The following is a 14,499-nucleotide window of genomic DNA, read 5'->3' on the forward strand; positions in this document are numbered from 1 at the left end:
CCCCACCGAGGAGCCGCCCGATGCATGACGACCACCGCACCGTCGAGGACCGGCTGCACCGGGTACTGGAGGAGCGCGTACGGCCCGCCGTCCACACCTGCGCGCTGCCGCTGACCGTCGCACGCTGGGACGCACCGGGGGAGCCCGTGCCCGCGGCGGACGGCATCTCGGCGCCCTACCGGCCCTCGGCGGTGGGCGAGACCTGGGGGCCGGCCTGGGGCACCACCTGGTTCCGGGTGACGGGCCAGGTGCCGCACAGCTGGGCGGGGCGCACCGTGGAGGCCGTGCTGGACCTGGGCTTCGAGCGGGACATGCCGGGGTTCCAGTGCGAGGGACTGGTGCACCGGGCGGACGGCGAACCCGTCAAGGGACTGCATCCGCGCAACTCCTGGGTGCGGCTCGCGGAGCCGGCAGCCGGCGGTGAGAAGGTCGAGCTGTACATCGAGGCCGCCTCCAATCCGATCCTCAACACGCCACAGACTCCGACCCGCCAGGGCGACGTCCGCACGGCCGACAGCGCCCCGCTGTACCGGCTGGCGCGGATGGATCTGGCGGTCTTCGAGCCGCAGGTGTGGGAGCTGACCCTGGACCTGGAGGTGGCGGGCTCCCTGATGCGTGAGCTGCCACTGGAGGACGCCCGCCGCTGGGAGCTGCTGCGCGCCCTGGAGCGGGCGCTGGACGCGCTGGATCTCGCCGACGTGCCCGGCAGCGCGGAGCGGGCGCGGCAGCGGCTGACGGCGGCACTGGGCGCTCCCGCACGGGCCTCCGCGCACCGGATCAGCGCGGTGGGGCACGCGCACATCGACTCGGCGTGGCTGTGGCCGCTGCGCGAGACGGTGCGCAAGGTGGCCAGGACCTCCTCCAACATGGTCGCGCTGATGGACGAGCATCCCGATTTCGTCTTCGCCATGTCGCAGGCCCAGCAGTTCGCCTGGCTCAAGGAGCACCGGCCCGAGGTCTACGCGAAGGTCGCGCGCAAGGTCGCCGAGGGCCGGTTCGTCCCGGTGGGCGGGATGTGGGTCGAGTCGGACACCAACATGGTGGGTGGGGAGGCCATGGCGCGGCAGCTCGGCTACGGGAAGAAGTTCTTCCTGGAGGAGTTCGGCATCGAGACGAAGGAGGTGTGGCTGCCCGACTCCTTCGGATACACCGCGGCGCTGCCGCAGCTGGTGAAGCTCTCCGGCTCCGACTGGTTCCTGACCCAGAAGATCTCCTGGAGCAGCACCAACCCCTTTCCGCACCACACCTTCTGGTGGGAGGGCATCGACGGCACCCGGGTCTTCACCCACTTCCCACCGGTCGACACCTACAACGCGACACTCAGCGGCGAAGAGCTGGCGCACGCGGCGCGCAACTTCCGCGAGAAGGGCGCCGCCTCGCGCTCCCTGGTCCCGTTCGGCCACGGCGACGGCGGCGGGGGTGCGACCCGCGAGATGCTGGGGCGCGCGGCGCGTACGCGTGATCTGGACGGCTCGCCGCGGGTCACGGTCGAGAAGCCCGCCGCGTTCTTCGAGAAGGCACGCGCGGAGTATCCGGACGCACCGGTGTGGCAGGGCGAGCTCTATCTGGAGCTGCACCGGGGCACCTACACCTCGCAGGCCGCCACCAAGCAGGGCAACCGGCGCGCGGAGTCCCTGCTGCACGAGGCCGAGCTGTGGGCGGCCACAGCTGCCGTGCGCACCGGGTACGCCTATCCGTACGCGCGGCTGGAGGAGCTGTGGAAGACGGTGCTGCTGCACCAGTTCCACGACATCCTGCCGGGGTCGTCCATCGCCTGGGTGCACCGCGAAGCCCGCCGGACGTATGCGCGGGTCACCGAGGAGCTGACGGAGATCGTCGAGGAGGCCCAGCGGGCGCTCGCCGGGCGCGGGGAGCGCGGAGTCGTCTTCAACGGCTCCCCGCACGCCCGACGCGGCGTCCCGGCAGGCGGCGGACGGCCCGCCGCCGACAGCGCCGCGCACGGGGCGGGCGCCGGGGACGAGGAGACGGTGACCGTGACCGAGCGGCGCCGCGGCGGCTGGACGCTGGACAACGGCCTGGTGCGGGTGGAGGTGGACGGCCGCGGGCTGGTCGTCTCGGCGTACGACCGGCGCGCCGGGCGGGAGGCCGTGGCCCCCGGCTGCCCGGCCAACCTCCTCCAGCTCCACCCCGACCTGCCCAACCACTGGGACGCCTGGGACGTCGACGCGTTCTACCGGCACACGGCCACCGATCTGACGCACGCCGACGAGGTGACCCTCTCCGCGGCGGACGGCCGCAGCGCCACCGTCCGGGCCCGCCGGTCCTTCGGCAGCTCGACCGCGGTGCAGTCGGTGACCCTGCGCGCGGGCAGTCCGCTGCTGCTGATGGAGGCCGACGTCGACTGGCACGAGAGCGAGAAGCTGCTCAAGGCGGCGTTCCCGCTGGATGTGAAGGCCGACCGGTCCGCTGCCGAGACCCAGTTCGGGCACGTCTTCCGGCCCACCCACACCAACACCACATGGGAGGCGGCCAAGTTCGAGATCTGCGCGCACCGCTGGCTGCACGTGGAGGAACCGGGCTGGGGTGCGGCGCTGGTCAACGACTCCACCTACGGGCACGACGTCACCCGGGACATCCGCGCCGACGGGGGCCAGACCACCACGGTTCGGCTGTCGCTGCTGCGTGCGCCCCGCTACCCGGACCCGGAGACGGACCAGGGCCGCCACCGGCTGCGCTACGGGCTGGTGCCGGGCGCGACCCTGCGGGACGCGGTGCGCGAGGGGCACTGGATCAACCTGCCCCAGCGGACCGTGCCGGGGGACGGCAGCCCCGTCGCGCCGCTGGTCGCGCTCGACGGCGAACAGGGCGAACAGATCGTCGCCGAGACGGTGAAACTGGCGGACGACGGCAGCGGCGACGTGGTCGTGCGCCTCTACGAGTCGCTGGGCGGCCGGGCCCGCGCACTGCTGGCGCCCGGCTTCCCCGTCACGTCGGTGACCGAGACGGACCTGCTGGAGCGGCCGCTGGCCGAGCCGCGGGCACACCACACGGTGGAGGAGGCCGGGGTGCGGGTGGCACTGCGGCCCTTCCAGATCCTCACGCTGCGTCTGGGGCGTTCCGGGGAACGGTGATCAGCACCCGCAGCCCCCGCGGCTCGTGGTGCGCGAAGGACAGTCCGGCACCGCCCCCCGCGAGCAGGGCGCGGGTGATGGAGAGGCCGAGCCCCGAGCCGGAGACGTTCTGGTGGCGGCCGCTGCGCCAGAAACGGTCGCCCACGCGCTCCAGTTCCTCGTCGGTCAGCCCGGGGCCGCCGTCGGCCGTCTCGACGGTCACGCTGTCGCCCTCGGCGCGGACGGTGACCGTGACGGTGCCGCCCCGGGGGGTGAACTTCACCGCGTTGTCGACCACGGCGTCCAGCCCGCTGGAGAGCGCCACCGGATCGGCCCACCCGGTCGCCGCCGTCTGCCCCTCCAGCCTCAGTTCCACTCCGCTGTGCTCCGCGGTGGGCCGCCAGGCGGCGGCCCGCTCGGCAGCGATCTCGGCGACGTCGGTGAGCTGCACGTGCGCGCTGCCCGCGTGCTCGGCCAGCGCCAGGTCGAGCAGGTCGTCCAGCACCCGCGCCAGCCGCTTGCCCTCCGCCCGCACGGACGCCATCTCCTCGTTGCCCTCGGGCAGCTCCAGCGCGAGCAGTTCGATACGCAGCAGCAGCGCCGAGAGCGGGTTGCGCAACTGGTGCGAGGCGTCGGCGACGAAGGCGCGCTGCTGCTCCAGCACGCTCTCCAGGTTGCCGGCCATCTCGTTGAAGGAGTGCGCCAGCCTGCGCAGCTCCGGCGGCCCCACCGAGGCGACGACGCGGGAGGTGAGCTTTCCGGTGGCGATCTCGTGGGCGGCCCGGTCCAGGGTGCGTACCGGCTTGAGCACCCACCCGGTCAGGCGCAGCGCGGCGCCGAGGGCCAGCAGCATGGCTGCCGCCTCCCCGACGGCGATGGCCAGCCAGCCGCGCAGGGTCCGCGACCGCATCGGTCCGGTGGGCGAGTCGGTCAGCACCACCGCGGCCACGTCGCCGTCCCGGATGACGGGAGAGGCGACAGCGATCCGGCCGTCGCTCTGCCAGGGCCAGACCTGGGGCGGGTCGTGGCTGCGGCGCCCGGCCAGTGCCTCGGCGAAGGCGCGTGCGCCGTCGGGGCGTCCCTCCGGTCCGGCCGCCTTGTCCTCGCCCGGTATCCGCCAGGTGGCGGGGGAAGCCGCCATGGTGCGGCCGTCGCGGTAGAAGACACCAGCGCGGATGCCGTAGAGGTCGTGGTAGCGGTCCAGCTCGTGCTGGAGGGTGGCGCGGCGTTCGTCCGGTGCGCTGGTGGAGGTGACGAACTGCGCGAGCGAGGCGAAGCGTGCGGTGTCGTCGATCCGGTCGACCACCACCCGCTGCTGCTCGGCCTGCGCCTGGCTCAACGCCAGCGGGAAGCCCAGGGCGAGCAGGACCCCGGCCAGCAGGACGATGAGAAGGGGGAGGAGGCGGGTGCGCACGTCGGGGTTCCGGCCGGCCGGGTCAGTCGGCCCGGGTGGTCATGCGGTAGCCCACCCCGCGCACCGTCTCGATGAGGGTCGGCTGCCGCAGTTTCGAGCGGAGCGAGGCCACGTGCACCTCCAGGGTGCGCCCGGTCCCCTCCCAGCTCGTCCGCCAGACCTCGCTGATGATCTGCTCGCGCCGGAAGACGACACCGGGGCGCTGGGCCAGCAGCGCCAGCAGGTCGAACTCCTTGCGGGTGAGCGATACGGGTGCGCCGTCCACGCTGACCCGGCGGGTGGGCAGCTCGATGGTCACCGCGCCCAGCCGCAGGATGCCGCTCTCGTCCGGGCCCTGGGAGGCGGCCCGCTCGCCGGGCGGGGACGCCTCTTCGACTGCCGTACGGCGGCTCACGGCATGGATCCGGGCCAGCAGCTCCCCCATGTCGTAGGGCTTGACGACGTAGTCGTCCGCGCCGAGATTGAGGCCGTGTATGCGGGAGCGCACATCGGCCCGTGCGGTCACCATGATCACCGGGGTGGAGCTGGTGCGGCGGATACGGCCGCACACCTCGAAGCCGTCCTGGTCGGGCAGGCCCAGGTCGAGCAGGACGACGGCGAAGCCGGGCCCCTCCTGACCGCCCACGAGGAGCTCCTGGAGCGCCTCGGCGCCGCTGCGTACATGGGTGACCTCGAAGCCGTGCCGCGCCAGCACCGCGGAGAGCGCCGCGGCGACGCGGTCGTCGTCCTCGACGAGCAGCAGTTTCACCGGGCACCTCCTGTTCTCCCACCGCCTCCGGCGAACGAGTCCAACAGTGCATCCACGCTGATCGGCGCAGGTGAGTCAAGGGCTCACCCGGACCGAACGGACATCCGTTATACAGCCGGTACGACGGCCGTCAGGCGGCCGCTGCGCCGGCTGCCGCCTCGGACCGCCCACCGGACCGGGCCGGGTCCGGCCGGACCGGGGCGGGCCGGGGAGAGCAGCCGTTGCGGGACCGGGGGACCGATCGGTCCCCCCTTGCCCTCTATACCCACTCTGCCGGGTTGCGGCCGGATCGTTATGCTCAATTTCAGCTCAGATGTAATGACGCTCCTCGCAGCCGCTCACTAAGGTCCTCGCAACCGACGAGGACGGAGCTGGACGTCGATGAGCGAAGTATCGGTGACCAAGGACGCAGGCGGTCCCGAGCCCGCGACCGACAAGCTGGTCGTACTGGACAACATCAACAAGCACTTCGGTGCGCTGCACGTCCTCCAGGACATTGACCTGACCATCGCGCGCGGCGAGGTCGTCGTCGTCATCGGCCCCTCGGGGTCGGGCAAGTCCACACTGTGCCGCACCATCAACCGGCTGGAGACGGTCGACTCGGGCAGCATCACGATCGACGAGAAGCCGCTGCCCGAGGAGGGCAGGGAACTGGCGAAGCTCCGTGCCGACGTCGGCATGGTCTTCCAGTCCTTCAACCTCTTCGCGCACAAGACGGTGCTCGAGAACGTCACGCTGGGCCAGACAAAGGTCCGCAGGACGGACAAGCAGACCGCGGAGCAGAAGGGCCGCGCGCTGCTGGACCGGGTCGGCGTCGGCAACCAGGCCGACAAGTACCCCGCGCAGCTCTCCGGCGGCCAGCAGCAGCGCGTCGCGATCGCCCGGGCCCTGGCGATGGACCCGAAGGTGATGCTCTTCGACGAGCCGACCTCGGCCCTCGACCCCGAGATGATCAATGAAGTCCTGGAGGTCATGCAGCAACTGGCCCGGGACGGCATGACCATGGTCGTCGTCACCCATGAGATGGGCTTCGCGCGCTCGGCGGCGAACCGCGTGGTCTTCATGGCGGACGGCCGGATCGTGGAGGAAGCCACCCCGGAGCAGTTCTTCAGCAACCCGCGCAGCGACCGCGCCAAGGACTTCCTCTCGAAGATCCTGCACCACTGAGCTTTCGCCGCTTGCCATGTGACCCCGTATGACCCCGTATCCACCGCCCGGCCCGGCAGCCCCGCGCAGTCGGACGGGCAGCGCTTCGGCACACCGGGCCAACGACTTTCCGAGCAAGGGATGTTCACCATGAAGTTCCACAAGACCGCAGCGGCGGCAGCCGCCGTCCTGGCCCTCGCCGCCACCGCGGCCTGCGGTGGCAAGGAGGGCTCCGCGGGCGACAAGCCCAAGGACCAGACGGACGAGAAGGCGCTCCCCACCTACGAGGTCGCCAAGGACGTCACGGTCGACTCGGCCGTCCTGAAGAAGGCCCAGAAGCGCGGGAAGATCGTCATCGGCGCCAAGGCCGACCAGCCCTACCTCGGCTTCCAGGACCAGTCGACCAAGAAGTACTCCGGCTTCGACATCGAGATGGCCAAGATGGTCGCGGCCGACCTGGGCTTCGCGCCCAAGCAGATCGAGTGGAAGACCGTCGACTCCGGCGCCCGCGAGACCACGGTCTCCAAGGGCGACGTCGATCTGATGATCGGCACCTACACGATCAACGACGAGCGCAAGAAGCAGATCGACTTCGCCGGCCCCTACTTCCACGCCGGCGCCTCGCTGCTCGTCCGCAAGGACGAGAAGGAGGTCACCGGACCGGAGTCGGTCAAGGACAAGAAGGTCTGCTCCATCGTCGGCTCGACGCCGCTGCAGGTCATCAAGAAGCCCAAGTACGGCGCCAAGGTCACCGAGCTGAGCAAGTACTCCGAGTGCGTCTCGCAGCTCCTGGACGGCCAGGTCGACGCGGTCACCACGGACGACGCGATCCTGATGGGCTACGCCGCGCAGAACCCCGGCAAGCTCAAGGTCGTCGGCAAGCCCTTCTCCGACGAGCCCTACGGCGTCGGCCTGAAGAAGGGCGACGCGGCGCTGCAGAAGGCCGTCGCCGACTCGATCAAGAAGCACGAGGACAACGGCGACTACAAGAAGGCGTACGACGCGACGCTGGGCAAGTCCGGCTCCAAGTTCAAGACGCCGCCCGAGATCACCGAGAAGTGATGCCGCACGCCCCGCTCCCCGGCACCGGTGCCGCGCGGGGCGGGGCGTGGTGTTGCGGGCGCCGCCCGCCCTTCCCGGTGCCTCGCACCCGGCGGGTGACCGCCGGGTGACCGGCCCGGCCCTTCCCGCCGTCCCTACGCGACTCCTCGCGGAGAATTCATGAACGTACTGCTCGACAACCTGGCGCTGTTCCGCGAGGGATTCCTCGGCACTCTGTGGCTGACGGTGGTCAGCGCGCTGCTCGCCGTCGTACTCGGACTGCTGATCGCCGGCTTCCGCGTCTCGCCGGTTCCTCCGCTGCGCATCTTCGGCACCCTCTGGGTGAACGTGCTGCGGAACACCCCGCTCACGCTGCTGTTCCTGGTGGCGTTCTTCGTGGTGCCCAAGGTGCTCTTCCCCGGCGTCAACTCCTTCGTGCTGGCCGTCTGCGCCTGCGGCTTCTACACCTCGTCCTTCGTCGCCGAGGCCGTCCGCTCCGGCATCAACACCGTGCCGATGGGCCAGGCCGAGGCCGCCCGCGCCATCGGAATGACGTTCACCCAGACCATGCGCATCGTGGTGCTCCCCCAGGCCACGCGCTCGGTCGTACCCCCGCTGAGCAGCATATTCATCGCGTTGACGAAGAACACCGCGGTCGCCGGTGCCTTCGACAACGTCGACCTGTTCAACATCCAGAAGACACTGAGCAACGACGGCTACGACATCGCCGTGATCTTCATCTGGATCACTCTGGGCTATCTGGTCATCACCTACGCCATCAACGGCCTCTTCCGGCTGCTGGAGAAGGGTCTGGAGGTCGCCCGATGAGCGCGAGCGTCCTGTTCGACGCGCCCGGCCCGAAGGCGCGCTTCCGCAACCTCGTCTACTCGATCGTCGGCAGCATCGGCCTCGCCGCCCTGATCGCCTGGGTCTGCTACCGGCTCTACAACAAGGGGCAGTTCGAGGGCGAGCTGTGGGACATCTTCAACTACGCGGGCATCCGGGAGAACATCCTCGACGCCCTGATGTCCACCCTGAAGGTGTTCGCCCTGGCGGGCGTCTTCTCCCTGGTCTTCGCGGTGCTGCTGTGCGTGGCCCGGCTGTCCGACCACAAGCCGGTGCGCTGGGTGGCGGTCGTCTTCATCGACCTGTTCCGGTCGATCCCCCTGCTCATCACGATCTTCGCGCTGTGGGTGGGCATCCTCGGCCACATGACCTCCATGTGGGCGCTCGTGCTGGGCCTGACCATCTACAACGGCTGCGTCCAGGCCGAGGTGCTGCGCGCCGGTGTCAACTCGGTGCCCAAGGGCCAGGTCGAGGCGGCCTACGCACTCGGACTGCGCAAGACGCAGGTGACCGCCTCGGTGCTGTTCCCGCAGGCCGTACGCGCCATGCTGCCGTCCATCATCAGCCAGTTGGTGGTCACCCTCAAGGACACCTCGCTGGGCTACATCATCCTCTACCCGGAGCTGCTGTACTCGGCCCGCCTGATCGCCAACAACACCCCGGTCGGCGGCGTCTATCCGACGGTGCAGACAGTCATCGTCTTCGGCGCCATCTACATCTCGCTGTGTCTCGCCCTGGCATGGCTCGCGAAGTTCGTCGAGCAGCGCGGCAGCCGCTCCAAGGCAGGAATCGTGCCTGCCGAGGCGAAGGAGCTGGAGGAGGCCGCAGCCCCCGCAGCGCCCGAGACGAAGGGTCCGGACGGCACCGCACCGCCGTCGAAGTGACCCGCGGCTCGACCGGCTGATCCGCACGGCACCGGCCCACGACGGCCTGTGGCGAGGGCACCCGCCCGAGCCACAGGCCGTCTCGGCGTCCCAAGGCCTCACTTGACGCATGCTCAGGCAATGGGTTGCATACCAGCGTGATCGCGCACCAGGCTCCACCATCGGAGAACCCCGGCCCCCGTCAGCACCATCAGGGCAGTGAGGTCTCCGCACCGTGGACCCGGTGATCGTCGTCGGGGCGGGCCCGGCCGGCCTCGCCCTGTCCCTCGCCCTCGCCCGGCACGCCGTCCCCTCCCTGGTCCTGGACTCCACCGACGGTGTCCCCGCGGCCCGCGCGGCCCGCACCTGCCTGCTGCGTCCGGACACCGCCGCCATCCTGCCCGCACTGCCCGGACTGCGCTGGCGCTCCTGGCGCACCCGGCGCCGCGCGCAGCCGGTCGAGCGGGTCGACCTTCCCCCGGAACAGGCACCGCTGCACATCGAGCAGCACGCGCTGGAGCGGACACTGCGCAGCGCTCTGGCGGACGAGAAGCTGGCGCGGATCGTCAGCGGCAGCCATGTGGACCTGCTGGAACAGGACCCCGACGGGGTCACCGCGCACACCCGGGGACCCTCCGGCACCTGGTGGCGCGGCAGCTACGCCGTGGGCTGCGACGGCGCACGCTCGACCGTCCGCAAGCTGCTCGGGGTGCGCTTCCCCGGACGTACCTCGGTCGAACGGCACGCGGTCGCCACACTGCGGGTGCGACTGCCGTGGGAGGAGGGGGCCCACGAAGCGGACGGCCGGCGCGGCGCCGCCGACGTGGGCAGCGCACTGCTGCACCGCGACCCGGACGGAGCACCGGGAGAGGTGACCGCCCGCCCGCTCGCCGACGAGCGTTGGCGGCTGGACTGGCTGCTGCCGCCGCGCGGTGAGCTGGTCACCCCCGAGGAGATGCTGGAGCGGGTGGCGGAGACCCTCGCGATCTGGTCCGAGGAGTCGGTGAGCTCCGCGGCGCCCGGCCGCGGCGAGTCCGCGAGCGGGCGCGGACACGGTTCTGGACCGCAGGACCCCGGCCGCGGCGGTATCGGACCCTACGAACTCGTGGACACCGGTGTGCACACCGCCCACCAGCGGCTGGCCCGGCACTGGCGCGTCCAGCGCGTCTTCCTCGCCGGGGACGCCGCGCATCTGACCGGCGCGCTGGGGGTGCAGTCCGTCGACGAGGGACTGCGGGACGCGGCCAACCTCGCCTGGAAGCTCGCACTGGCCTGGCACCACGGTCACGGCGCGGCGGCGGACACCTTGCTGGACAGCTACGAGACGGAACGACGGGGTGCCGTGGCCGCCCGACTGCGCGCCGTCGACCAGACGCTGCCCGTGGTGCGGCGCGGCGGCGGGCTGCGCGCGCTGCTCCCGGGCGGGGGTGCGCGCTCCCGTCTGGGGCTGCTCACCGACGGCCACTTGGGGCGCGGCCTGCTGGGCGCGCCCCCTACCTACGCCCGCACGCCGTTGACATCTGCGCGTCTGAGTGCTGAAACGGTGTCGGTGGGAACGGCCCCCGGGGCTCCGGTGTCCGACGTCCCGGTCACGGCGGCGGACGGCTCCCGCGGCGCGCTGCACGACTGGCTGGGCGGGCCCGGCGGAGAGCTGCTGGTGCTGCTGGTGGCTCCGGGCACCGGCGTATGGGACAGCAGGCACTGGCTGTCGGCGGGCATGATGCCCGAGCTGGCGTCCGCCGTGGCAGAGCTGCCGCTGCGCGCGACGCTGCTGGTCGCCGAGAGCTACCCGGAGGCGGCGGCGCACACGGTGCTGGCGATCCGCGCGGACGGCCATCTCGCGGCGGCCTTCCCCGCGGGACGTCCGCACGCGCTGCGGGCCTGCGCGGAGGCGGTGCGCGGGGGCGCGCACACATGACCCCGGGGCCGCTCCGGCCGCGCGGGAGCGGGTGGCGCGCGGTGCGCTGCCCGGACCGGGCGTGGCGGGTGCGGCAGCACCCGGTCGCGGTGGGCTGCCGGACCGCCGGCCGACTCGCTGTCCGGCCCGCTCACCGCCGTCACAGGCCGTGGAGATGCTCGTCGAGCATCTCCGGGTCCTCGCCCTCCTCCTCGAGCGCACGCCGGACCACGCGGAGCGCGAGGCCCTCGGAGTACCCCTTGCGGGCCAGCATGCCGACGAGCCGCCGAAGGCGCTTCTCCCGGTCGAGCCCCCGGGTGGAGCGCAGTTTGCGCGCCACCAGGGCACGGGCCGTCTCCTCCTCGGAGTCGGAGTCGAGCCGGCCGACAGCCTCGTCGATCACTGTGGAATCCACGCCCTTGGTGCGCAGTTCGCGGGCGAGCGCTCTGCGGGCCAGACCTCTGCTGTGGTGCCGGGAATCCACCCAGGCTGCGGCGAACGCGGCGTCGTCGATGAGACCGACGTCCTCGAATCTGGCCAGCACCTCCTCCGCCGCCTCCTCGGGCACCTCTCGCTTGCGGAGCGCGTCGGCGAGCTGCCGTCGCGTCCTGGGCGTGCCGGTGAGCAGTCGGAGACAGATGGCCCTGGCCCGCTCCACCGGGTCCTTCGGCTCGGCCTCCGCCCCGGGTCCCCGCTCCCCGTCCGAGCCTCGCCCCCGGTTCCGGGACGACGCACGCGATGGTCCCGCTTCGGCCCTCGACGGAGCGGGACCATCGCTGTCCTGGATGTCCGCCGACAGGCCCTCGCCCCAGCGGGCGGAGGCCGGGGGCGGCTCCGGGGAAGGTGTGGAAGGTGTGTACTCCGGCCAGTCACTGCGCCGTGTCACGGACTAGCTCTTGGCCGCAGCGGCCTTGGACGCCTTACTCGTCCTGGCCGCCTTGGCCGCCGGAGCCGGAACGCTCTTGGCCGGGTCCGTGCCGCTGTCCGCCGCGGGGGCTGCCGGACTGCTGTCCGCAGCATCGGTGCCGGGCTCGCCGGCCGGGTCCTGCGGCTGTACGCCGATGCCCAGCTTCTCCTTGATCTTCTTCTCGATCTCGTTGGCGAGGTCGGGATTGTCCCGCAGGAAGTTGCGGGCGTTCTCCTTGCCCTGGCCGAGCTGATCGCCCTCGTAGGTGTACCAGGCTCCGGACTTGCGGATGAAGCCGTTCTCCACGCCCATGTCGATCAGGCCGCCCTCGCGGCTGATGCCCATGCCGTAGAGGATGTCGAACTCGGCCTGCTTGAAGGGCGGCGCGACCTTGTTCTTGACGACCTTGACGCGGGTGCGGTTGCCGACGGCGTCGGTGCCGTCCTTCAGGGTCTCGATGCGGCGGATGTCGAGCCGCACCGAGGCGTAGAACTTCAGTGCGCGGCCGCCCGTGGTGGTCTCCGGCGAACCGAACATCACGCCGACCTTCTCGCGGAGCTGGTTGATGAAGATCGCGGTGGTCTTGGACTGGTTCAGCGCACCGGCGATCTTCCGCAGCGCCTGGCTCATCAGCCGGGCCTGGAGGCCTACGTGGGAGTCGCCCATCTCGCCCTCGATCTCGGCCCGGGGCACCAGCGCCGCGACCGAGTCCACGATGATCAGGTCCAGCGCGCCGGAGCGGATCAGCATGTCGGTGATCTCGAGGGCCTGCTCGCCGTTGTCCGGCTGCGAGAGGATCAGCGCGTCGGTGTCGACGCCGAGGCGCTTGGCGTACTCGGGGTCCAGCGCGTGCTCGGCGTCCACGAAGGCCACCGTGCCGCCCGCCTTCTGCGCGTTGGCCACCGCGTGCAGGGTCAGGGTCGTCTTGCCGGAGGACTCCGGGCCGTAGACCTCGACCACACGACCGCGCGGCAGGCCGCCGACGCCGAGGGCCACGTCCAGGGCGGTCGACCCGGTGGGGATGACCTCGATCGGCTCGTTCGGCCGCTCGCCCATGCGCATCACGGCGCCCTTGCCGAATTGCCGTTCAATCTGTGCGAGCGCGGCGTCGAGCGCCTTCTCGCGGTCGGTTCCTGCCATGGGTGCCACCCGGTTGTTTGCTTGAGTCGATCGCTTCACGTCTCACGACGCTAGCGGCTGCCACTGACAATCGGTCCGGACCCGCGCTCACTGGGCCATGGCCTGAGCGGGCGTGCTCGCCGGAGCCTCCATAAGAATCGATGTTCGATTTTTGCGTCAAGTCGCCCCGCATGCCTGTGGAAAACCCGCAGAACCGCAGATGAGGACGTCGAGACGAAGGTGAACCGAGCCAGGCGCCGTCGAGGATCCGCCGCGTTCACCGGCCGCGGCGCCACCACTGGCTGCTTCCGTCACGACCCTCGCGGCTCTTACGCCCTGCGTGTCTCTCACGCCCCTCACGTCCCCCGCGGCCCTTCCACCGCCGCGGACGGGGCCCGTCAGCGTCGCCCGGTACGTCGTAGCGCTTCACGTACGCGCTGAGGAACCCCTGGAGTGTCGCCGTGGCGGGGATCGCGACCAGCGCACCCACGACCCCCAGCAGCGAGGTCCCGGCGACCACCGAGCCGAAGGCGACGGCCGGGTGGATGTCCACGGTCCGCGCCGTGATCCGCGGCTGCAGGACGTAGTTCTCCAGCTGCTGGTAGAGGACGATGAACACCAGGACCCACAGGGCCGTCCAGGGGTCCACGGTGAACGCGATCAGCAGCGGCAGCGCTCCGCCGATGTAGGTGCCGACGGTGGGCACGAACTGCGAGACCACCCCGACCCAGATCGCCAGCGCGGCGGCGTAGGGCACGCCGAGCAGTTCGAGGAAGACGTAGTGCGCACCCCCGGAGATCAGCGCCATCAGGGCCCGCGAGTAGAGGTACCCCCCGGTCTTGGCCACGGCGATCTCCCAAGCCCGCAGCACCTCCGCCTGCCGCGCGGGCGGCAGCACCGAGCACAGTGCCACCCGCAGCCGGGGCGCCTCGGCGGCGAAATAGAAGGTGAACAGGGCAACCGTCAGGAGCTGGAAGACCCCGCCCAGCAGGGTGGCGGAGATCCCCCACACGTTCCGCGCCCCGCTGCGCAGGAATCCGCGCGCCCAGTCGGAGTGGACGACCCGCGAGCGGAGCCTGTCGACGTCCAGGTCGGTGTGGAAGTGGGCGTTGCTCCAGCTGAGCACGTCGGAGACGTACCGGGGCAGGTTCTCCACAATGCGGCTGACCTGCTCGACGAAGAGCGAGCCGAGCGCCCCGAAGAACCCCGCCGCGGCGGCCAGGAGGACGACGGAGACCAGCGCCGTGGCCGGGCCGCGGCGCACACCGCGCCGGGACAGACCGGCGACCGCGGGTTCCATGGCCAGCGCCAGGAAGAACGCGATCAGCACGTTCAGCAGCAGACCGAGAACACGCAGGAAGGCCCAGGTGAGGATCTGGTACGCGGCGAGGAGGCCGAAGGCGAGCACGAAGGCCCGGGGCAGCCAGCGCGGCATGCCGGAGGCCCG

The 14,499-nt window shown here is 71.4% G+C and carries 11 protein-coding genes; 6 read left to right on the top strand and 5 right to left on the bottom strand.

The window, feature by feature from the left end; all coding sequences use genetic code 11:
• Positions 1-20 precede the first annotated feature (20 nt).
• Entirely contained in the window at positions 21-3,092 is a 3,072-nt protein-coding gene (locus tag ACFYNS_RS22925; RefSeq protein WP_388604814.1) for an alpha-mannosidase, read from the top strand.
• Here ACFYNS_RS22925 and ACFYNS_RS22930 read toward each other — a convergent pair.
• Both ACFYNS_RS22930 and ACFYNS_RS22935 read right to left on the bottom strand, forming a co-directional pair.
• On the bottom strand, positions 3,058-4,485 hold the full coding sequence (locus ACFYNS_RS22930; protein WP_360298727.1) for a HAMP domain-containing sensor histidine kinase: 1,428 nt from the start codon (positions 4,483-4,485) through the stop codon (positions 3,058-3,060). The genes ACFYNS_RS22925 and ACFYNS_RS22930 overlap by 35 nt on opposite strands.
• Before the next feature lie 22 nt (positions 4,486-4,507).
• Positions 4,508-5,233, bottom strand: a complete 726-nt coding sequence (locus ACFYNS_RS22935) for a response regulator transcription factor (protein WP_360298729.1) — start codon at positions 5,231-5,233, stop codon at positions 4,508-4,510.
• A 381-nt stretch (positions 5,234-5,614) separates the two neighbouring features.
• Between ACFYNS_RS22935 and ACFYNS_RS22940 the strand changes: the two genes are divergently transcribed.
• The 5 genes from ACFYNS_RS22940 to ACFYNS_RS22960 all read left to right on the top strand — a co-directional run bounded on the left by ACFYNS_RS22940 (position 5,615) and on the right by ACFYNS_RS22960 (position 11,047).
• The gene (locus ACFYNS_RS22940) at positions 5,615-6,400 is read left to right on the top strand and encodes an amino acid ABC transporter ATP-binding protein (protein WP_360298732.1); all 786 of its coding nucleotides are present in this window, start codon (positions 5,615-5,617) and stop codon (positions 6,398-6,400) included.
• Between the two features lie 129 nt (positions 6,401-6,529).
• A complete protein-coding gene (locus ACFYNS_RS22945; RefSeq protein WP_360298735.1) occupies positions 6,530-7,441 on the top strand; it encodes a glutamate ABC transporter substrate-binding protein in 912 nt (303 codons plus the stop codon).
• Positions 7,442-7,600: 159 nt separating this feature from the next.
• Positions 7,601-8,248, top strand: coding sequence for an amino acid ABC transporter permease (locus ACFYNS_RS22950; protein WP_360298738.1), 648 nt, complete (start codon positions 7,601-7,603; stop codon positions 8,246-8,248).
• Complete coding sequence (locus tag ACFYNS_RS22955; protein ID WP_388604817.1) at positions 8,245-9,150, top strand: amino acid ABC transporter permease; 906 nt, start codon at positions 8,245-8,247, stop codon at positions 9,148-9,150. Before ACFYNS_RS22950 ends, ACFYNS_RS22955 begins: the two co-directional genes overlap by 4 nt.
• A 214-nt stretch (positions 9,151-9,364) precedes the next feature.
• A complete protein-coding gene (locus ACFYNS_RS22960; RefSeq protein WP_388604819.1) occupies positions 9,365-11,047 on the top strand; it encodes an FAD-dependent monooxygenase in 1,683 nt (560 codons plus the stop codon).
• A 139-nt stretch (positions 11,048-11,186) separates the two neighbouring features.
• On the opposite strand, the gene recX is transcribed toward ACFYNS_RS22960, so the two are convergent.
• The 3 genes from recX to ACFYNS_RS22975 all read right to left on the bottom strand — a co-directional run bounded on the left by recX (position 11,187) and on the right by ACFYNS_RS22975 (position 14,487).
• Positions 11,187-11,912, bottom strand: coding sequence for a recombination regulator RecX (gene recX, locus ACFYNS_RS22965; RefSeq protein ID WP_360300993.1), 726 nt, complete (start codon positions 11,910-11,912; stop codon positions 11,187-11,189).
• A 3-nt stretch (positions 11,913-11,915) separates the two neighbouring features.
• Positions 11,916-13,073 (bottom strand): recombinase RecA, encoded by a 1,158-nt coding sequence (gene recA, locus ACFYNS_RS22970; RefSeq protein ID WP_360300996.1) that lies wholly within the window; start codon positions 13,071-13,073, stop codon positions 11,916-11,918.
• Between the two features lie 256 nt (positions 13,074-13,329).
• Complete coding sequence (locus ACFYNS_RS22975; RefSeq protein WP_360300999.1) at positions 13,330-14,487, bottom strand: AI-2E family transporter; 1,158 nt, start codon at positions 14,485-14,487, stop codon at positions 13,330-13,332.
• Positions 14,488-14,499 lie beyond the last annotated feature (12 nt).

It is taken from the genome of Streptomyces sp. NPDC006925 (assembly GCF_042869575.1).
In the GTDB taxonomy this organism is placed as follows: Bacteria; Actinomycetota; Actinomycetes; order Streptomycetales; family Streptomycetaceae; genus Streptomyces.

Excerpts from the sequence above, each read along its gene's own strand:
- recA (WP_360300996.1), bottom strand. The coding sequence starts at position 13,073 with ATGGCAGGAACCGACCGCGAGAAGGCGCTCGACGCCGCGCTCGCACAG.
- ACFYNS_RS22975 (WP_360300999.1), bottom strand. The coding sequence starts at position 14,487 with ATGCCGCGCTGGCTGCCCCGGGCCTTCGTGCTCGCCTTCGGCCTCCTC.
- ACFYNS_RS22925 (WP_388604814.1), top strand. The coding sequence starts at position 21 with ATGCATGACGACCACCGCACCGTCGAGGACCGGCTGCACCGGGTACTG.
- ACFYNS_RS22945 (WP_360298735.1), top strand. The coding sequence starts at position 6,530 with ATGAAGTTCCACAAGACCGCAGCGGCGGCAGCCGCCGTCCTGGCCCTC.
- ACFYNS_RS22940 (WP_360298732.1), top strand. The coding sequence starts at position 5,615 with ATGAGCGAAGTATCGGTGACCAAGGACGCAGGCGGTCCCGAGCCCGCG.
- ACFYNS_RS22955 (WP_388604817.1), top strand. The coding sequence starts at position 8,245 with ATGAGCGCGAGCGTCCTGTTCGACGCGCCCGGCCCGAAGGCGCGCTTC.
- ACFYNS_RS22950 (WP_360298738.1), top strand. The coding sequence starts at position 7,601 with ATGAACGTACTGCTCGACAACCTGGCGCTGTTCCGCGAGGGATTCCTC.